General features: G+C 49.0%; 17 protein-coding genes. 9 read left to right on the top strand and 8 right to left on the bottom strand.

The window, feature by feature from the left end; all coding sequences use genetic code 11:
- The first annotated feature begins 10 nt into the window (after positions 1–10).
- The 9 genes from EZJ49_RS14525 to EZJ49_RS14485 all read left to right on the top strand — a co-directional run bounded on the left by EZJ49_RS14525 (position 11) and on the right by EZJ49_RS14485 (position 9,674).
- Positions 11–232, top strand: a complete 222-nt coding sequence (locus EZJ49_RS14525) for a DNA gyrase inhibitor YacG (protein WP_262552939.1) — start codon at positions 11–13, stop codon at positions 230–232.
- A gap of 161 nt (positions 233–393) precedes the next feature.
- Positions 394–666 (top strand): HU family DNA-binding protein, encoded by a 273-nt coding sequence (locus EZJ49_RS14520; protein ID WP_011165719.1) that lies wholly within the window; start codon positions 394–396, stop codon positions 664–666.
- Positions 667–758: 92 nt separating this feature from the next.
- Positions 759–1,748 (top strand): 6-phosphofructokinase, encoded by a 990-nt coding sequence (gene pfkA, locus EZJ49_RS14515; RefSeq protein WP_262552938.1) that lies wholly within the window; start codon positions 759–761, stop codon positions 1,746–1,748.
- An 86-nt stretch (positions 1,749–1,834) separates the two neighbouring features.
- A complete protein-coding gene (locus EZJ49_RS14510) occupies positions 1,835–2,956 on the top strand; it encodes an ABC transporter substrate-binding protein (protein WP_262552937.1) in 1,122 nt (373 codons plus the stop codon).
- Between the two features lie 8 nt (positions 2,957–2,964).
- A complete protein-coding gene (locus EZJ49_RS14505; RefSeq protein ID WP_262552936.1) occupies positions 2,965–3,867 on the top strand; it encodes a branched-chain amino acid ABC transporter permease in 903 nt (300 codons plus the stop codon).
- Positions 3,867–4,838, top strand: a complete 972-nt coding sequence (locus EZJ49_RS14500; RefSeq protein ID WP_262552935.1) for a branched-chain amino acid ABC transporter permease — start codon at positions 3,867–3,869, stop codon at positions 4,836–4,838. The genes EZJ49_RS14505 and EZJ49_RS14500 overlap by 1 nt, the downstream gene beginning before the upstream one ends.
- On the top strand, positions 4,819–5,595 hold the full coding sequence (locus tag EZJ49_RS14495; protein ID WP_262552934.1) for an ABC transporter ATP-binding protein: 777 nt from the start codon (positions 4,819–4,821) through the stop codon (positions 5,593–5,595). The genes EZJ49_RS14500 and EZJ49_RS14495 overlap by 20 nt, the downstream gene beginning before the upstream one ends.
- Positions 5,592–6,305, top strand: coding sequence for an ABC transporter ATP-binding protein (locus tag EZJ49_RS14490; protein ID WP_262552933.1), 714 nt, complete (start codon positions 5,592–5,594; stop codon positions 6,303–6,305). The genes EZJ49_RS14495 and EZJ49_RS14490 overlap by 4 nt, the downstream gene beginning before the upstream one ends.
- A 123-nt stretch (positions 6,306–6,428) precedes the next feature.
- The gene (locus EZJ49_RS14485; RefSeq protein WP_262552932.1) at positions 6,429–9,674 is read left to right on the top strand and encodes a hypothetical protein; all 3,246 of its coding nucleotides are present in this window, start codon (positions 6,429–6,431) and stop codon (positions 9,672–9,674) included.
- Here the strand turns inward: EZJ49_RS14485 and EZJ49_RS14480 are convergent.
- From EZJ49_RS14480 to EZJ49_RS14445, 8 genes are all read right to left on the bottom strand, one after another.
- Positions 9,666–10,913, bottom strand: coding sequence for a hypothetical protein (locus EZJ49_RS14480; protein ID WP_262552930.1), 1,248 nt, complete (start codon positions 10,911–10,913; stop codon positions 9,666–9,668). The genes EZJ49_RS14485 and EZJ49_RS14480 overlap by 9 nt on opposite strands.
- Positions 10,897–13,053, bottom strand: a complete 2,157-nt coding sequence (locus tag EZJ49_RS14475; protein WP_262552928.1) for a FecR family protein — start codon at positions 13,051–13,053, stop codon at positions 10,897–10,899. Before EZJ49_RS14475 ends, EZJ49_RS14480 begins: the two co-directional genes overlap by 17 nt.
- 116 nt (positions 13,054–13,169) lie before the next feature.
- The gene (locus EZJ49_RS14470; protein WP_262552927.1) at positions 13,170–14,582 is read right to left on the bottom strand and encodes an ATP-binding protein; all 1,413 of its coding nucleotides are present in this window, start codon (positions 14,580–14,582) and stop codon (positions 13,170–13,172) included.
- Complete coding sequence (locus EZJ49_RS14465) at positions 14,563–15,237, bottom strand: response regulator transcription factor (RefSeq protein WP_262552925.1); 675 nt, start codon at positions 15,235–15,237, stop codon at positions 14,563–14,565. Before EZJ49_RS14465 ends, EZJ49_RS14470 begins: the two co-directional genes overlap by 20 nt.
- Before the next feature lie 260 nt (positions 15,238–15,497).
- Complete coding sequence (locus EZJ49_RS14460) at positions 15,498–16,781, bottom strand: flagellar hook protein FlgE (RefSeq protein WP_262552924.1); 1,284 nt, start codon at positions 16,779–16,781, stop codon at positions 15,498–15,500.
- A 173-nt stretch (positions 16,782–16,954) separates the two neighbouring features.
- Entirely contained in the window at positions 16,955–17,386 is a 432-nt protein-coding gene (locus EZJ49_RS14455; RefSeq protein WP_262552922.1) for a TIGR02530 family flagellar biosynthesis protein, read from the bottom strand.
- A complete protein-coding gene (locus EZJ49_RS14450) occupies positions 17,386–18,390 on the bottom strand; it encodes a flagellar hook assembly protein FlgD (RefSeq protein ID WP_262552921.1) in 1,005 nt (334 codons plus the stop codon). Before EZJ49_RS14450 ends, EZJ49_RS14455 begins: the two co-directional genes overlap by 1 nt.
- Positions 18,391–18,401: 11 nt before the next feature.
- Positions 18,402–20,216: a flagellar hook-length control protein FliK gene (locus EZJ49_RS14445; RefSeq protein ID WP_262552919.1), complete on the bottom strand. Its 1,815-nt coding sequence runs from the start codon at positions 20,214–20,216 to the stop codon at positions 18,402–18,404.
- Positions 20,217–20,249 lie beyond the last annotated feature (33 nt).

Here is a 20,249-nt window from a genome sequence, read left to right as displayed (position 1 = left end):
AATTTCGACTATGACCGAATCTCAATCTCGACAGGTCAAATGCCCGCAGTGCGGGCGTTTGGCTTTGTACTCAACCGAAAATCCTTTCCGTCCTTTCTGCTCTGAAAGATGCAGATTGATTGATCTTGGCGAATGGGCCAGCGAATCCTACAGAATCCCCGTCAAAGATTCTTCAAGTGATGCTTTAACTTCCCTTGATGAAGAGGACTATTCCGACGAAGGCAAGCACTAGAATCCGCACTGAGAGCCGCAGTCAGAGACCTTTTCATATTTTGCTATTGACGAATTTGCCTTTTTGTCTTTTCATGAGGCTGTCATTGGATGACGAAGAGTTATCATCACGATTTTATTATCAACATCGGATACACAAATGTATCCAAAAGAGGAGTTCAAATGAACAAAGCTCAACTTATCGAAAAAATCGCTACTGAAACAAAAGTTTCTAAAGCTCAAGCTGAAGCAATCCTTGATTGCGCAGTAGAAAACATCAAAAAATCCGTTAAAAAAGGTGACGATGTTAAACTTGTTGGCTTCGGTACTTTCACTAAAGCTAAACGTAAAGCTCGCACTGGTCGCAACCCACAAACTGGTAAAGCGATCAAAATCCCTGCTGCATGGGCTCCGAAGTTCCGCGCAGGTGCTGAATTCAAAGCTATGGTTAAGTAATTAACCAGAACTTTCGATTTCCTGGTAAAGGCGTCCCTCAAGGACGCCTTTTTTATTTTGTCTATATCTCAAAGCTCCGGTAGCCTCTTTTCATGGCTCAATTTCAAAAGCAAATTCAAAAAATTGGTGTATATACAAGCGGTGGCGATGCTCCGGGAATGAATGCGGCGATTCGTGCGGTGGTTCGTGTTGGTATCTCTCAAAAACTTGAAGTTTACGGCATTCACAATGGTTACGTTGGAATGATGGAAAACAAAATCGAGCCTTTGCAACTGCGTGACATGGCCAATATCATTCAGCGCGGCGGCACAATTTTAAAAACCGGAAGATCCACGGAATTCATGCGTCCTGAAGGGCGTGCCCGTGCAGCAGCAAATATCAAAGCCATGGGAATTGACGCCTTGGTCTGCATCGGCGGCGACGGCTCTTTCCGCGGGGCTCATGCCTTGTGGGAAGAACATCAAGTGCCAGTGGTTGGCGTGCCCGGCACGATTGACAACGATATCTTCGGCAGTGACAAAACCATCGGCTTTGATACTGCTGTGAACACCGCACTGGAGGCGATTGACCGCATTCGTGATACGGCAGCTTCGCATGATCGTCTTTTTATTGTTGAAGTGATGGGCAGAAATTCAGGCTTTATTGCTTCTCACGTCGGTCTTGCAGGAGGTGCTGAAGAAATCTTCACCCCGGATGCAAACACCACTGTGGAAAAAGCCATTGATCGCATCGCCGATGCCAAAGCACGCGGCAAAACCAGCAGCATCCTTATCACCGCCGAAGGGCAAAAACCAGGGCGCGCTTACGATTTGGCTGATGCCATTCGTAAAAAATCCGGCATGGACGCGAAGGTCTGCATCCTGGGACACCAACAGCGTGGAGGATCTCCAACCGCTGCGGATCGCATTCTTGCAAGCCGTATGGGCGCAGCCGCAGTAGATGCGCTTTTCAAAGGCTATTGTGATGTGATGATCGGAACTGAAGGCGAAAGACTTATTCAAGTGCCTTTGGATCTCGTCACAAAAAACGAGAAAAAGAATCAGCTGGATTTGATTTCTCTGGCGAGTGTTCTGGCGACTTAAAACTTCCTCACGTTTTATCTTGACCTCTGCTGTAGATGCTTGAATTCTATGGGATATTCCATTCAAGCAACCACAGCGAGGTTCCCATGAAAAATCTTTTCGTAGCATTGCTTTTAGTTCTTCCGCTTCTAAGCGGTTGCACCAAAAAAGAAAATGAAATTGTGATCGGTGAATACGATTCCCTGACTGGCAGTGATGCCACTTTTGGACTGAGCACCAATAAAGGGGTTCGTCTGGCTTTGGATGAAATCAATGCCGCCGGTGGAGTCAAAGGCAAAAAGATCAGCTTGGTGACTTTGGACGATCAGGGTAAAAATGAAGAGGCTGCTTCCGCAACCACTCGCCTGATCACACAAAATAACGTTGTGGCCATTCTGGGCGGTGTTGCCAGCGGTCGTTCCAAAGCCGCTGCCCCGATTGCGCAGTCTCATGGGGTTCCGTTTGTTTCCCCAGCTTCCACAAATCCGGATGTAACCAAGGCCGGTGACTATGTTTTCCGCGTTTGTTTCATTGATCCCTTCCAGGGCTTGGTGATGGCAAAGTTCGCCAGTGAAAATCTAAAAGTAAAAAAAGCCGCTATTTTGCGTGACGTGAAAAATGACTACAGTGTGGGCCTGGCGGACGTGTTTTCTGCTGAATTTAAAAAACGCGGTGGTGAAATTGTTGCGGATCTGAGCTATCAGGCCGGCGACATTGACTTCAAAGCGCAACTGACACAAATCCGCTCTAAAAATCCGGATGCGATCTACATTCCGGGCTACTACACCGAAGTGGGATTGATTGCACAACAAGCCCGCCAACTGGGCCTGAAAGTCCCACTGATGGGTGGAGACGGCTGGGATTCTGACAAGCTTTACGAAATCGGTAAAGACGCCATCAACGGCAATTACTACTCCAATCACTACACAACCGAATCCACAGACCCTGCGGTGACAGAGTTCATCAAAAAATTCAAAGCGAAATACAGTGAAACTCCGGATGCACTGGCAGCATTGGGTTATGATGCCGCAAAAATTCTGGTTGCTGCAATTGAGCGAGCTCCTGACTTGTCAGGAAAAGCCATTCGTGATGAACTGGCCAAGACAAAAGATTTCCCTGGCGTGACCGGGAAAATCAGTTTGAATGAAAATCGCGACGCCGTGAAAAGTGCGGTTGTGATTCAGGTGGATGGCAACAACCGTAAATTCATCACCACCATCACCCCGTAAGGACAGACATGCAAGATTTCGTACAGCATCTGATCAATGGAGTAAGCCTTGGATCTATTTACGCCTTGATCGCTCTGGGTTACACGATGGTCTATGGAATCCTGAAAATGATCAACTTCGCCCACTCTGATGTTTACATGGTGGGCGCCTTTGCCGCCTACTACTTCGCCCGCTGGATCGGCATTGAAAACGATCCGGGCCTTAGCACCCTTCTGACCCTGATTGTTGTTTCCATGATCTGTTGCAGTCTTCTGGGGCTGGTGATCGAACGTCTGGCTTACCGTCCCTTACGCAACTCTCCTAAATTAAATGTTCTTATCACCGCTATCGGTGTCAGCCTGTTCCTGGAATATTCCGGTCAGGTGGTTTTCGGAGCTGATCCCAAAGTCTTTCCCGAAGTGATGAAAGATTTTGTGATCTTCTCTATCGGCAATGTTGAAGTTCGTTCTTTTGACGTCACAGTGCTTGTGGTCGGCCTGCTGGCCATGCTGGCATTGCAGTTTCTTTTGTTTAAAACCAAAATCGGCCGTGCCATGCGTGCGGTCAGTGCCAACCCCATGGTGGCCAGCCTCATGGGCGTAAATCCGGATCGCATCATCGCTTTCACTTTTGTCGTGGGATCATCCTTGGCTGGTGTCGGCAGTGTTCTGGTCGGCATGAAATATCCAAAGATTGATCCCCTGATGGGCATGATGATCGGCCTGAAAGCTTTTGTTGCTGCTGTATTAGGTGGTATTGGAAATGTCGGCGGAGCTGTTCTGGGCGCAATGATCATGGGGCTTTCTGAAGAAATGGTTGTGGCCTATCTTTCCAGCACCTATCGTGACGCGCTAGCCTTTGGAATTCTGATTGTGATCCTGATCTTTAAACCCGCTGGCCTTCTGGGCAAATACTCTGTGGAGAAGGTGTGATGAAAGCATTCAAGAATCCGGCCTTGGCTCTGTTGGGTTTATGTCTTCTGGGTGTGGCTCTGAATTTCAGCGTGAATGCCTACATCCAACTGATTCTTCTTTTTGCCGGTGTGAACTGTCTGCTGTCGATGAGTCTAAATCTGGTCAATGGCTATACCGGGCAGTTTTCCCTGGGACATGCGGGTTTTATGGCCATTGGGGCTTACTTTTCCGCTTATGCCTCCACCCGCTGGAGCTTTGCTCCGTCTTCTCTGTTGGTGGTTCAGTATTTTGTTTTCACACTGGGCGCGGGTCTGGTGGCGGCAGTGGCAGGCTTTTTGGTGGGACTGCCTTCCTTGCGCCTTAAGGGTGACTATCTGGCCATCGTGACTTTGGGCTTTGGCGAAATCATCCGGGTGGCCTTGCTGAATATGGATTTCGTGGGTGGACCACGCGGGCTTTCCGGTATTCCGGGCTTTGGTTCGTTCCTTTGGTCTTTTGCTTTTGCCTCTTTGTGGATTGTGATTTGTTTCTTTACCATTTGGCGCGTGATGCATTCCAGTCACGGTCGTGGATTTCTTAGTGTGCGTGAAGATGAAATCGCGGCAGAGGCCATGGGCATCAACACCACCCGCATGAAGGTAAAAGCCTTTGTTCTGTCCAGCTTCTTTGCCGGTGTTGCCGGAGCCCTGTTTGCGCATTTTACCAACTTCATCAACCCGTCCTCTTTCACCTTCCTGCAAAGCGTGAACGCCGTCATTATGGTTGTTTTGGGTGGCATGGGTTCCATGACCGGTTCCATCGTGGCAGCCATCATCATCACTGTGCTGCCAGAGGCTTTGCGCCCGCTACAGGAACTGACGGGAGTGGATTTGCGCATGGTGATTTATTCTTTGTCTTTGGTTTTGATGATGATTCTGCGCCCGAAAGGACTGTTCGGCGATATGGAACTCAGCGATGTTTGGAGAAAATATGTCAGACGTTCTGCTTGAGGCCCGAAAGATCACCATGCGTTTTGGCGGCTTAAAAGCTGTTGATTCCCTGGAGTTTCAAATTAAAAAAGGTCAGCTGGCCGGATTGATCGGTCCAAATGGCGCCGGCAAGACCACCGTATTTAATATGCTGACCGGAGTCTATCAGCCCACATCCGGAGAAGTCCTGCTGGAAGAACAAAGCCTGCAAGGCCTGGCCCCGTATGAAATTTCCCATCGTGGCGTGACCCGTACTTTCCAGAATATCCGTCTGTTTAAAAACCTGACTGTGCTGGACAACGTTCTGATTGCCGGTCACCAACATGTGAAGTACGGGCTTTTCGATACGCTTCTGCAAACAGAAAACTTCCGAACTGATGAAAAGCGTCTGCAAGAAAAGGCCATTGATCTTCTCAAGATCTTCCATCTGGAAGACAAAGCCCACAAACCTGCAACCTCCTTGCCCTACGGTGAACAGCGCAAACTGGAAATCGTTCGCGCACTGGCAACAGACCCAAAAATCATTCTTCTGGATGAACCGGCTGCCGGAATGAATCATTCCGAAACCCATCATTTGATGGAAACCATTGCCAAGATCCGCGAAGAATTCAAGCTGACCGTTCTTTTGATCGAACACGATATGAAGCTGGTCATGGGGATTTGTGAAAATATCATTGTTCTGGATCATGGTGTAAAGATCGAGGAAGGCGCCCCGGCCAAAGTGCAAAATTCCGCCAAAGTGATAGAAGCCTATCTGGGTGTGGAGGAAAAGGAATGAGTGCTCCACTTTTAAAAGTTGAAAATCTGGATGTCTTTTACGGCTCCATTCATGCTCTAAAAGGCGTCAGTTTCGAGGTCAATCAAGGCGAGGTGGTCTCTCTGATTGGCGCCAATGGTGCGGGAAAAACCACAACTCTGCGTGCGATCTCTGGCATCGTGCCCTGCAATGGCCAATTGCATTTTAAAGATCAAAATCTAAAAACAGTTTCCACCTTCCGTCGTGTGGGTTTGGGCATTGCCCAGTCTCCGGAAGGTCGCGGTGTTTTCCCCCAAATGAGCGTTCTGGAAAATCTGGAAATGGGCGCTTATTCCCGTAATGACGCTGCCGGGATCAAAAAAGATCTTGAAATGTGTCTGGAGCTTTTCCCGCGCATGAAGGAACGTCTGGCTCAGATGGCCGGAACTCTGTCCGGAGGCGAGCAGCAGATGCTGGCGATTTCACGGGCCTTGATGGCAAAACCGCAGCTACTGCTGCTGGATGAACCGTCCCTGGGTCTGGCTCCGCTGATCGTGGCGCAAATTTTCGATATTGTAAAAAAACTGAATCAGGAAGGCATGACCATCCTTTTAGTTGAGCAAAATGCGCGTATGGCTCTGAAAATTTCGCATCGGGCTTATGTTCTTGAATGTGGTCGCATGATTATGCAGGACACAGCACAGAATCTTTTGAATAACGACGTTGTTCGCAAAAGCTATCTGGGCGTCTAGTTTCTGGACCTTATGGCCGCCCCTGTTCCCCAGTCTTTCACTCGGGAACTTAGAGCGTGTCTCATTACGGGATTTTACCTGACTAAGCCTTTATAATTGCTCTCAAAAACCGAAAAGAAGAGCATGATCAGGCTCGTTCTTGCAATCAGCACAGTTTGGCTCCTTAGTTCTTGCACCACCAAGAACGACATGTCGTTAATTTTCTCCAGTGAAAATACTCCGACCGTGACATTGAAACTCAATGACGACAAGGCTTATACCAGCCAGACTTCCGTTCCCCTGCAAATCACAGCTTCTCGCGAATCAACGGAAATGACCTTTTCCAACAGTGCAATCTGTTCCGGTATCTGGGAACCGTTTTCCTCTTCACGCACTGTCACCGTCCCGAACGTGGAGGGTGAGCATTTTGTCTCTGTTAAAATCCGCACTCAGGACGGCTTCAGCAGCAACTGTGTAACCGCCAAAGTTGTACTGGATAAATCCCCTCCGACAATCAGTGATTCCATGAGTCTGACCAACACCCGCTCGCTTACAACCCAGTCTCCGCGTCTGCTGCCTCCGGTAACAGCAGATACTTTTTCCGGTGTGGCAAAGTATGAAATCAAACTGATCAAAACAGCAGGCACAACCGTCATTAAAGACTGGGCGGTTAAAGATAAAGACGCTCTTTATTTCGATGGACTGACTTTGCCTGATGCTGACAGTGACACCTATTATTATCTGATTCGCGCCACAGACAATGTCGGCAACGTCAGTCTGGAAAAACAATCACCGAACTTTATCGTCGGTCCAGTGGTTACCGTCGTTGGTGAATCTTATAATATTCAACAAACCATGGGTTCAGCGGATATTCAGTTGTCCCGTGCAAGTTCGCTTAGCACCACTGTCTATCTTAGAGCCGTTTCTGGAACGGCTATCGCGGGTCTTGACTTCCTTTATCCGGATATCACTTCGCAGGAAGTTGTTATTCCCGCAGGAGCCACGACAGCCAAGACCTATTTTTCCATCGCGACTTATTCCACCCCCGGCAGCAACAAACGGTTTGAACTTGAAATTGCGAATATTATCAATGCAGCCCCTTCTCCTTCCAAGGCTGCGATTGAACTATTAAATGCCAACCCGGTAATTTCAGGTCAGACAGCTTCCGGCTACAAGGGCCTGACGGGCGCCAAGGGACATATGTGTGCCCTGCGAACAGACAATAAACTCGATTGCTGGGGCGGCCTAAGATACTCCAACGGTCAAAGCGGCGAGGTCTTCTATGCCACGGAAGTCGCTGGTACCGCCAACGTCCGTACTTTAGGAATCGGATACAGCGATCACAACTGCTACATCGACACAGTGGGTGACCTTTACTGCTTTGGTGACAATACATATAAACAACTGGGCAACAATGCGGTGACGCCATCCGCTTCTCCGCTTAAGATTGCCGGATATAGCAATGTTAAAAAAGTTTCTGTCGGAATGGGCTTTACCTGCTTCATTGATTCATCTGACAAAGTCCGATGTTTGGGTAAAAACGACGAAGCCACCTCGGGTCAGGCCGTATCGGCACCGGTGGCAACACCGACTCTTTATGCTTCTGTGACCAAAGCCATAGATGTTGCCACCGGCAACCGCATGGCCTGCGCAATTGATGACGTCGCAGGAACCCGCACCGTGAAGTGCTGGGGTAAAACCATCAACGATGTGGCAGGATCTGCAACGGCCACCAGTATCACCGATATTCCTAATGATATTATTTCCCTTACTGTGAACGGCAGTATTCTGGCGGATGTTCGCCACGCATGCGGACTGACCGAAAGTGGCGATGTTTATTGCTGGGGCAGTAATTACCGCTCTCGCCGTGGGGCTGCGTCAGGCTCTGTCGGCTGGACTACGGCCAACAAAGTCACCCTGCCGGTGAAAGCTGTGAAAGTTCAGGCAGGTACTGACAGTACTTGTGCCCTGGGTGAAGATGACAGCCTGTACTGCTGGGGTGCCGGTCTTCCTTCTACAAGCAACGTGAATGAATATCTTGAAAGTTACATCCCGCTAAAGCTTGATAATTTCAATGAAAATGTCACGGACTTCCAACTTACAGAACTGGTCAGTTGTGCGATCACCGTCAGTTCCCGCATCAAGTGCTGGGGCGTGAACAAACTTGGTGAACTTGGAAATGGCATTGCCGGTGACGCATGGAGAACCGTTGCCTTTAATCCTGCGCAAACCTTTGACAAGTATTTGCAAGTGGCCACTGGTGTTTATTCCACGTGTGCGATTCGCGCAAATAAAACTGTCACCTGCTGGGGACAGAATGACGAAGGCCAACTTGGAAACAATTCGCGAAATCCAATTTCCAGACCGCATTACACCTTGGCGGGACTAACCAACGTTAAAAAAATAGTGGGCCGAAATCAGCACTATTGCGCGCTGACCGAAAGCGGTTCCGTGTACTGCTGGGGCTATAATCTTAGTGGTCAACTTGGCAACAATGCCACGGCAGGGACACCTGAAGCCGCACGAGTGATCGTGCCTTATCAAATTCCTGTCACCTATCCCGGCGGCATCTCCGGACTTCCCACAGGGATCAAGGATATTACTGTGGGCTTCTATAATTCTTGTGCAGTCACAACTGCCGGAGGTGTGATGTGCTGGGGCAACAACGCTGCCGGAGAATCAGGCCACAATGCCGGAGCCGCCTTAAGCTATCCACAGAACGTCACCGGTCTTGCCACCGGAGTCGAAAATGTCGCCATCGGCCTCAGCACCAGTTGTGCTGTTCGTAACAACACCACCACCAAAACCATTCACTGCTGGGGATTGAACAACTCTGGCATTCTGGCCAACGGTCTTCCGATCGGACCGACCAGCTATAGCTACACCCCACAGCTTATCGACACTATTACGACGACAAAAGCCGTTCAGGTTTTTGTCGGCGGTGAAGGCGCTTGCTACATTCACGACGGAACAACCAAATGCTGGGGCATTCGCACCACCAACGCCATCATGCCGGTTTCTTCGGTCCCGGCCGGAACTCCGGTGCAGACGCCGACGGCCGTGCCGGAATTGGCAGGAGCCTCCACCATCAGCTTTGGAACCTTCTCTGGTTGTGCAGCGATGACAGAGGGAACTGTTAAATGCTGGGGCGTGGACAACAGTGGTTTTGTCAGCTCAGCCTTCCAAATCGTCACAGCCCCTACGACAAGCTATGCGTTTTCTTATGGACTGGCGACGTCACTATCTTTGGGAATGGCACCGCAGGCAACAGATCGCGTTCATGCCTGTGCCGTCACTAGTTTAGGTGATCTAAAATGCTGGGGTTCCAGCACCTATGGCGAAGGCCATGATGCCTTCTTCCAGAACACGCCAAGCTATGTTCTAAAATAACCAGCCGTAACGAACTTCAAGATGGGTTTCAAAAAGAGAGACATCCGAATTGTCCTTGTCATCGGAACCCGTGTGTTTTCCCTTAAAGAAGCTTCCGTAAGTGTAAATTCCGACAGAGCGTTCATACCCCAAAGGGCGGGCAACACCCAAAGATCCTGAAACACCGACGCCACTGTAAGTGTGATCAATACCCATATATAAAGGATGCAGTCTTAACGAAACATCCGTGTACCATTTATTATTATGCGAAAAGAGTTCCGCATATCCACCGGCCGTGGCGCTGACATGCTGGCCAACGCCGATACCGCCTTCAGTGGCACTTTTAACAAAGGAATAAGGGCGTCTTTCAAAATCCCCTCCGACCAGATAGCCATATTGAACTTTGAAAAGAGGATTACGATAGGTCCAGTGTCGTTTGGTGAAGGTCACATCGCCCTTGATATCATAAATTCTTTCAGTTCCTGACGTTCCCAGTAAATTACTGAAGGAAAAACTGCTGGTGTAACCATTCACACGAATGGATCTGTCCACTTTCCAGTTCCAACGGCGTTCAAACGAAAGAGTGTCAAAAGTAAAGGACTGCTGATCCAGCGTGGTCAGAACCGGGCTGGTATCCTGTTTCTGCGCGGCCCCCATCAATCCAACTCCGGCCCACATCAGATTGCGTGAACAGAAGTCCTTACCCACCTTGTCCAGAATCGGCAAGGCCGTGATCTTCATTTCCTGACTGATATTTTTGATCTGAATCAGGTAACGGAAACGGTCTGACCCAAACAATTCCAAGGGCACAGCGATCATCTGTGCATTCAGAGGCACATTCAAAGATATTAGAAATCTGCCATTTTCACCCTTCAATGGCAGATTCACCAGCGGCAGGATAACCGGCGCCAGGGGCTTTTTATCCTTATCATACAAAAGGATACGGCGGCTCCAGAACCGGATGTCCAGATCCTCCTGCAATTCACCGGAAATCTTCAGCTGCATGACTTCCTGATTTGGCATTTTAATAATTTCAAACTGGTCCCACACGGCCTTGGGTTCACGCAGGATATTGCGGCAGTCTGTCTGAAAAGGATGAATATGTTTTTGCAGTGATGAAAATGGAATCACTTCCACCAGTGCCTTATTCATCATAATCTGCTCGGCCTTTACAGTTTTACGGGCCTGTGTCTGCGCCATCGCAGTACCACCCGCCAAAACCATAATTGCCATCGCAAAATACTTACTTAGAGACGCCAAAGTAGAACACTCCTGTTTCGCTCCAAGCAGAGGCCCGGTATTGATTTCTTCCTCGCACCCGGAAATACCACTGTCCGTTTTTAATCGGATTCTTCAAGACATATTCCTGGGCTTCGACCTTGATGTGTGTGGCATCCGTGAAATTTGGATTTTGTGCCATTTCCAGTGCATACCATTCATTTTCCGGAGACTCCGTCCAGGAAAACTTGATCGACACCGGAACTCCACGGGGAATCAAAAAAACCTCATTCTTTTTCGGTGTCAGCAGTTTGGGTGTAATCAGCGGCCCCGGCTTTCCATAAGACACGGCCAGAATCGATGTCGGCACAGAGAAATACTTACTGTTGTCACCCAGTGGCCAGACCCGGAAATAATACCAGCCCTCGTCATTCACACTATGGAAGAACTCCACGTTCTCGGTTTCCATCGTTTGTGAGTTGGCCAGTTTCGGATCACGACTCAATTCCACACGATATTTCTTTGCAGCCTCACGATGCGTCCACAGCAAATGGAACTGCGGTGTGCTGCCGGGCTTTTCAAATAATGGCGGCAACACTTCCTTTTTCTCTATAGCCGGACCACGCAGTAAACCCTTCACCTGATAGACATCAGATGGTGGAGAGTATTCTCCTTCCGGAGATCTTGCCACAACACGCATATAACCTGGCACTGTTTCATTGTGTTTAAGAACGTAAGGGGACTTATCCACCACAACATTTTTCAAAACCCTGGTGAACTTCGGACCTTCACCAATTTGCACCAGATAGTCCTGAGCATACGGAACCGGCGTCCAGGACAACCCCATTTCGATCATCCCAGCATCGTTCAGCTTTTCATCTGCCTTGGAAAGCAACGGCGCCGTCAATGGCGGACGGACAAAGATTTTCTTTTCATCAGACCAGTCCGAATAAAGACTGCTGCCATAGGATTTACGCACACGAACCCGATATTCACCGGCGGCGTCAATAAAGCTGCGCAAAGGTTCCGGACCTTCGTACTCATCAAAAAGATCTTCAAAGCTCTTGTTTCTACCGACCTGCAGATGGAACTTTTCGCCGGTTTTGGCACCCTCCACCGGAACGTTCAGCTGCCACTTCCCACGCTCTTTAAAATTCAGAACCGGATCACTGATCTTATTCCCCTTCAGGCTTTCCAAACGGAAGCTGCGGGTTTCTGAAAACTGGGGTACACCCTTGTCCTGCACCACCAGACGCCAATAGTATTCGCCCGTACCCATATCCTTGGGCAGCACCGCTTCCTTCATACCCGTCACGTCCTGCTGCCTGCTTTCGGTCAAGAAGTCTGCTGTGCGGCTGTATTCCAATGTCACTTTTTTATCCGGAATCTGTTTCCACTTAAAGAATTCCAGATGAGACCCGTAGATGACTTTCCTGCTTGGTGGTTCCAGCAGAACGATTTTGTCCTGCTCCACATCGCTCAACTCGAGCTTGGGTGCAGCGGCTTTCGGCGCCACACTACCTCCGGCATTCTTTTCAGCTCCTTGCAGAGGTGTTGTTCCCCCTCCTGTCCCGGGAGCAACAGGTTCTGTCTTGGCAGGCTCCGGAGTCAGCGGTTTCAGCTCGATCGCCTGACCGGCAGTTAAGGCCTTTTTTATTCCGTCACCTTCCAGTGTCACCTGTCCAGAGGACAATGACAGAGCCACTTCGCCAGACGCGTCCTTTTTCACAAAAAGACCAAAGGGTGCATCTGCATTTAGAGTCAAGTCGGAAGAACCCACACGCAGATTTAACGGCTTGCCAGTCCCACGGCCTTCCAATTGCAACTGTCCCTGTTCCAAATTCAAAGTAAGGCTGCCACCTTCAGGACTGTCCGTGATACGCAAAAGAGTTTTTTCCGGAACCACCACCACATCTTTATTGCGCATTTCAATCTGCGCTTCGGATGAGCTGCCGGTAAAGACTTCAGAACCATTATAAAGTTTTTGTGATTGGGCGGCATCGGCCCAAAAAAAGCCGGAAACATGCTTGTAGCGAAGTTCGTTTTTTACGTTGCGCACTTCCGCCAGCGTCGGCCCCAAATTTTCATCACTCAGCTCAGCTTTGAACAGGAATTGTTTTGCCACGAAGAAAGACAAAACAGTGATAACAAGAAGGCATCCGATGAGAATCTGTTTTTTCATAGAAGTGCTTCTATTATGTCCGACTTGAAATAAGCGGGCCAGATCTTTCCGGTTTTCTAGACATTGCTGGAACTCTGACTTTCGTCGAAGTTCCCACTTTATGGGACACAAAAAAACTAAGACATCTTTTGCAGCAGCACTTCAAACTCTGTTCCGCGGCCGTCTTTTACGGGACTGCGCACGGACACCTTGCCATCATGGGCCTCAACGACCGCTTTCACAAATGTCAGGCCCAGGCCCATACCGTATTCAGAACGACTCTTATCACTGCGGTAAAGCTTCTGCCAGATCATTCCATGTTCATCTGCGGAAATACCCGGACCTGAATCCGTCACACGAATAATCACGTTTTCCGTGTGATTGATGGTTTCAATAGTGACCTCGCCACCGGATGGCGTGTACTTGTGGGCGTTGTCCAGAAGATTGGCGACCACACGGCTGATAAGTTTTGCATCCACCATCGCCCAGTCATGACTGTCGAGCTTTTGAATCACCTTGATGTCTTTTTCCTCAAAGGCCATCTCGTACAGACTCATAATCTCTTTCACCAGATCGCTGATAAATTTCTTTTCCAGCTTTAAACGCTTACTGCGATTCTCGGCTTCTGTGATATCCGTCAGGACCTGAAGGAAATTCAAAATCTTGTCCGAGTTTTCATAACAGCTTTGCAAAGCCTCGCGATAAGATTCCACATCTCCTTCGCTGGTCAAAGCCAGTTCCGCACGACCACGAAGACGCGTGACCGGAGTGCGAATATCATGAGCCAGATGGTCAAAGGCCTCTTTCAAGCCGCTGACCAGACCTTCGATTTTATCAAGCATCTTATTAAATAGAACTTTCAATTCCTCCAGTTCGTCGTCACTGCCTCCCACGGGCACACGAGTGGACAGGGAACCGCCCTCGATTTTTTTCATCGACGTGATCAGTTCTCGCACCGGACTGAGAGTCCGATTGGAAAGGAACAGTCCCCCCAGGAAGCCGATCAGAGCCACAGGCCCCAGCAGCCACCAGAAGATCTTTTGCAGATTGCGCAGCTGCTGACTTAAAGCCTCGCGGCTTTTTCCAACGATCAGACGACTGCCATCCTTTAAAGTTGTACCCACCACATAGACGGCATCCCCACCGTGCAATTCCTGCATGATGAATTCAAAGCTCTGTCCCCGATGGGTGTTAAGCTCTTTCTTCAGTGCCTCTTCACCCAGTTTAAAGTTGGGAAAAGGCTCGTGGAAGAAACTTACCTGACCTTTGGGCGCAAACACGGTCACCAGCAAAGCCGCATCCCGGTCATAATTGGGAATATAAAGAAAATAGTCGTTAAACTCGCTCAAGCCGCGCACTTCGATACGATTGCGGTATTCTTCGAGCTTGGAGGTCAAAAGCACACGTTCCTGCTCTTGCAGGCCATGGCTGATTTGAAAATAAAGAAAGCTAAAGATGACTGTGGAACTAAGAATCAGCACCAGAGAGTACGCAAGCGTCAATTTGGTGCTGATTCTAAATAACGTCGGTTTAAGACGACTTGAGAACATATCCTACACCTCTAACCGTATAGATAAGGCGTGTAGGGAAATCTTTTTCCAGCTTGTTTCTGAGTCGGCATACAAGGACGTCCACCACATTGGTTTGAGGGTCAAAATCATAGTTCCAGACTTCTTTTAGAATTGTCTGCTTACCAATGATTTTATTTGGATTACTCATGAACAGGTCAAGAAGAACAAATTCTCTTTCCTGAAGGTCGAGTTTGCGGCCCGCACGAACCACATCACGATTCAAACGGTTCAACTTAAGATCCTGGAAAACCAACTGGGTCACTTCAGAGGCTTTTTGGGATCTTTTCAAAAGATTCTTCACACGGATTTGAAGTTCCGCCATGGCGAAAGGCTTTGTCAGATAGTCATCACCACCCATGCTCAAACCTTTAAGGCGGTCATCCAACTCTCGCAAAGCACTCAGGATCAGAATAGGAGTGTTCACTTCTTTTTCACGCAGGGATTTTGCGAAAGTGTAACCATCCATCTCAGGCAGCATCAGGTCCAATACGATAATATCGTAATGATTCGTTAGAGCACGTTCGTAAGCGCGACGCCCATTGGACTCAACTTCGACTTCGCCCTCAAGCTCCCCCAGGCCCTGCTTCACTATCGTTGCAATTTCGTTATCGTCTTCGACTACTAAGCATCTCATCTCGGGTCACCTTTGTTTCGGGTTCCTAATGTTATATCTGTAAGCCAATTTATAGCAGATTTGTTTCTAAACAAAAGGATGAATATTCATATTGTAGCCTGAAATGCTTATTATTACAGAGATTTAATCGCTCTGCAGATCAGAATTGCCGAGATGAAACAAATCCACCCTTGAAACCTTCTTGCAAAATAAAAAAACAGGCTCCTGGTCAGGGAGCCTGTGACATGGTCTTTCTATGGTTTAGATCAGATTATCAAGAATTAACGTTTAAGCTGGATAACCTCGTTCAAAAGTTCATCTGTCGTCGTGATTGTTTTGGCATTGGCCTGGAAACCACGTTGGTTTTGGATCATGTTTACGAACTCTGTTGCCAAATCCACTGTGGATCTTTCAAGAGATTTCGCGAACAATTTACCGCGACCTGCTGCACCCGGAGCACCTACAGAGGCAGTTCCGGAGTCTCTGGATTCTTTCAAACGGTTGTTACCGACTTTGAACAGAGCTTCAGGGTTTTCAAACTTCGCCAGAGCGATCTGCGCAAGGTCATTAGCCTGACCGTTGGAATACACGGCAGTCAATGTTCCTTCGTCATTGAAGGACAAGCTTGTGATTGTACCGGCAGCCGCACCGTCCTGATGCCAGGAGATCAGATCGGAGTTTTTACCGTACTGTTTAGTACCATCCAAACCTTTACCGCCATCCTTGATAGCATCACCGAAGTTGATTTTAACCTGTTGATCCTGAAGGGCACCACCCTTGAAGTTGAAGTTCGTGGAAGTGGTTTCCTGGGATTCCAGCTTACCATCAACTGTGAAAGTCAGTTTACCTTCCGCCACCTGGGACATTTTTCCTTCTTCGCCGCCAGAAATCTCTTTACCGTCAACCAAACCTTTGAAAGACCATTCACGGTCATTGGTTTTGTTGAAGAAGAAGCTGACAAGGTGTTTGTTACCCTGAGAGTCAAACATCTCAACACCAGTGGAGTAATGAGACGTGGAGTATGGATCATTGATATCGAACTTCTTGGTTGGCTCCATACGGGAGTCCAAGTTCAGGTCGAACTTCAATTCTTTTGTCGCTTTCGCTGGAATCAGGGCGCGAGGGAACTTGATATCCGTCATTTTATTAACGATGTTGCCCTTTTCGTCTGTTGCGAAACCCTGAACTTTTTGATTGTCATTAGTTACCAGGTAACCTTCACGGTCAAAGTGGAAGGAACCGTCACGAGTGAAGGATTCACCGTCAGAACCTTTAACCTTGAAGTAACCGTCACCAGAGATGGCAAGGTCAGTCACTTTTTCAGTTGCGTCGATGTTACCCTGGGAAAGAATTGGATTTACGGCACCGATCTTCACACCACGGCCGATTTGGTTACCACCAAGGATACCTTTCAAGTTTTTGGAAATGATGTCCTGGAATTCCGCGCGGCTTGCTTTAAAACCGATAGTGTTCGCATTGGCGATATTATCCCCGATAACACCCAAAGCCTCGCCTTGCGCTGTCATACCGGATACACCAGTGTACAATGAAGAAAGAATACCCATGTGACCTCCATGTCGTTGGCAGATTTAGTCGAAATCCACCGTTTTTGGAGGGCCTCCTCTACGAGGACCAGCCCTAATATTTAGTTTTTAAAACCATCCACTTCCGCTCATCCTGAGCCGCAGCGGGATCAGCCTATTCCATCACGTCGGGATGGCATTCAGCTATTTTGCGCCTAGAGCACCACTGTTGAGTCGATGTTCGTGAACACATTTTCTTTCAATGCATTCTTATCCATCACCGTCACAATCGTGTTGTTCTTCACGCTGACAATCAGTGCCGAGTTATCCATCAGAATCAATGAATCCTTCGAACCTTTTGCCGCCGCTCTCGTCACCGCTTCTGAGATCCTCGTGAGATCCTCAGGGCTGTAACTGATGCCCCGGGTTCTCATGCGCTCAATCGCATGATTCGAGAACTTGATTCCTTCAATGGCTTTATTCAAGCCCGGAGGTTGCATCTGTCCCAGATTTTGCGGCGGCACGCCACCAACCTGATTCAGAGTCTCCTTGAAGGAGGGTCCCCCAGCCAGATCCGGTTGTTTCACCTTCCCTGGTTGCTGCGGGATGAGTTGATCAAGAGTTTGTATCTTTTTTAAATCGACCATTACTTCGCCGTCTCCTTAGCGATCTTTTCCATCATGTCGCGGGACAAACCCACATTGTTCATGATGTTAGATTTTGCTACAGGAGCGGGATTCATGGAAGAGTTTTGTAACTCTGCATTCCCCTCTTTCATAGTTTGTCCTTTAGCATCATCTTTCTTCAAGTCTAGGTTTGTTACATCATTTATTTTCTGGTCAGTGGTCATAAGACGTGGGTCTGTGATCTTTTTCACGTCAGAGAAACGAATCGCCTGATTTCCCACATGCAGCACAGGGCCTTCATTGGAATAGCTCACACCCGTGATCATTCCATCGAAGTCTGTTTTGATTCCCAGCTTCTTCCCATCAGCAGTCTTCGCCTCTGCGATGAACTGATATTCACCCGGAGCCGCTTTCATTGCCTTCTCGTCCTCACCATTCCACGTCAGTTTGTTCGCACCCTGCTTCAGGGATTTCAGATTGTACGTACGCACAATGTTTCCTTCAGCGTCACGAACTTTCACCGTCACTTCACTTGCGTCCATTGGAAGATTGAACTTGAAGTCATGCTCTTTGTCATTCACACCGCGCACCACTTTGGAGGAATCACCTGCGACAGCCTTGCCAATCAGATTCAACGCCTGGAAGTTTTCTGAAGGCTTCTGTCCATTCTTCATTTCATCAAGTGACTTGTTCATGTTCTGCATCTGCTCCAGAGAGGAGAAGCTTGCCAACTGTGCCGCCATCTCATGGCTCTTCAATGGATTTGTCGGGTCCTGATTTTTCATCTGTGTCAGCATCAGCTTAAAGAAAGCATCCTTATCCAAGCTGGCATTACCAGCTGTACGAACTTTCTTGGATGGATCTGTCCAGTTGGCATCGACAATCTTATTCAGAACCTCACCGACGTTTTCGCCGCCAAGTTTTTCTCTGTCTGTCGCACTCAAATTGGAAGGACCTGCTGTCTCAGGTTTTGTCTGAGTCGCCCCGAATGCATTCACTCCCAATTTCGCGTTTACCATTGTCATGCATAACTCCTTTATGCAACCAGGTTAAGTCCACTGCCTTTGCCTTCAACTTTGCGAGCCGGCGCTGTCGTGCGTGTCTCGATCGGTTGAAGTGGATCGCGACGTCCGCCATAACCTTTCAATGAAGGCATGTCAGTCAAAGATTCGCGTCGTCCCTGGGAACCGAAGTTATCATTAAACTGGTTCCAGAATTGACGGGCTTGATCTCTTTGCTGATTGCCGTTCATGTTGGTCTGGTTTTGGGTCGCCGTATCCGCGGAAGTCGTGTTCACAACGTCCACCTTTACATTCTCCATGGACAGTTTGTGAGCAGCAAGACTGGTTTTCAGTTCAGCTAGACTAGACTCGATGGTCTTTTTAGCCTCCTGAGTATCCGCCGACATTTGCAGGTTCACCTTGCCATCCTGAAGCATCACTTTGAGATGAATGGTTCCCATGCCCTCCGGGGTCATCTGAACCTTCATTTCACCACCGCCGCGCTTAATCAGGTACTGCGCCTGATTCATCAGTTGCTTCACCGCCGCTTCATTTTCAGCGGGATTCGCCTGCCCTTGTGGAGCCAGGCCCGCAACCGGAGCGGTATTCGTCGGCACAGTCAAAGTTTCACCCTTGATCGGAGCGCCGTGAAGACCTTCAAGCCCCTGCAAGCTATGTTTAAAGTCTGCGGACTTGATATTCATTTTGTCAGCGACAGCCTCTTTTTCAGCCCCTGTCCCCTGCTGCATAAAGTTGCCCGATTGCTGCTGCATCATGGAACCTTGCGATTCATTGCGCAGCAGATCCTGCATTTTCGCCTGCACCTGTAAAGGATTCAGAGCCTGGGATGTGGGAACTTTCGGAGCCTCCGGCGCTTTCAGTGCCTGAGAGAACTCAGCCATCAGTTCCGCACCCTCTTCCGAGGTTGCAGCAGCCGTTGTCGCTCCCGCCCCCTGGGCAGCCTGAGCCTCTGCGGCTTTCCTTGCCGCCAATGCCGCCAGCAGTGCCGGAGACATTGTTTCCTGCATCTGCCCTTGCAGATGAGGAGGAAGCTCCGGCAACTTCGCCATCGGTGCCTGAGCCATTTCCGGCAAAGCCATTTCTTCCGTCATTGGAAGGCCGGCTTCCGGCGTAAAGGAAGCTTCGTCCAAATCCATATTCTGCATCGTGCCCGCATCCAGATGCGACATCGCCGCAGACTGTGGCTGAGGAGATTTCCAGAATTTCTGATTCAAACGGTCAACTGTGGCGCCCAGCATATCCTGCTTGGCCTGAGCCTGATCCACGCGCATCTGCATGCCCTGCTGGGTCACGCCGGTGCCAATGGTAAATTCAGGTGCCTTGGCCTGAGGCGGATTCTTTTGCAACTGCATCAGCAAAGAGGCATACATCGCCTGAGCTTTGTCAGCGTCTTCCTCTGGCAGTCCCAATTGCGCAATCACAGCCTCTGCCGTGTCTTCCGGGGATTGTATTAGTTGGGTGTCGTCCAGCTGGGCCATCGCCTCCACGAGTCGCGTGGGGGATATTTCGAATTCACTCTCGAAGGAGTCCATGAATTCTTTGATTTTTTGCTGTCGAACCGTTCCCTTCTTTTCTATTTTCCCATCGTTTTGGCTGACCTCGGGTTCTTTCCCCTTCTTCGCTTCGGCTTGCTCCGGCTTTTCATTCTTCGCCTTCACTTCCCGTTGCGGAGATTCTTCTTTCGGGCTTTTCGAAGTTATTTTCTCTTCGAGAGCCTTTCCGAATGAAGAATCGGATCCGGAACCTTTGAAGTCCTTGTCCACCGTTTTACCGGGTGGTGACTTCAGCTCGGTCGCACCCACCATGGGGGGTACGATACTCTGTAACAAACCTTCCTCCTTCCCTGGAAAAAATCGTTGTTA

Origin of the sequence: Bdellovibrio bacteriovorus, from assembly GCF_025558485.1 — a bacterium.
Classification (GTDB): Bacteria; Bdellovibrionota; Bdellovibrionia; order Bdellovibrionales; family Bdellovibrionaceae; genus Bdellovibrio; species Bdellovibrio bacteriovorus_G.
Note: the sequence above shows the minus strand (reverse complement) of the source record. Positions and strands in the feature narration are given on the sequence as shown.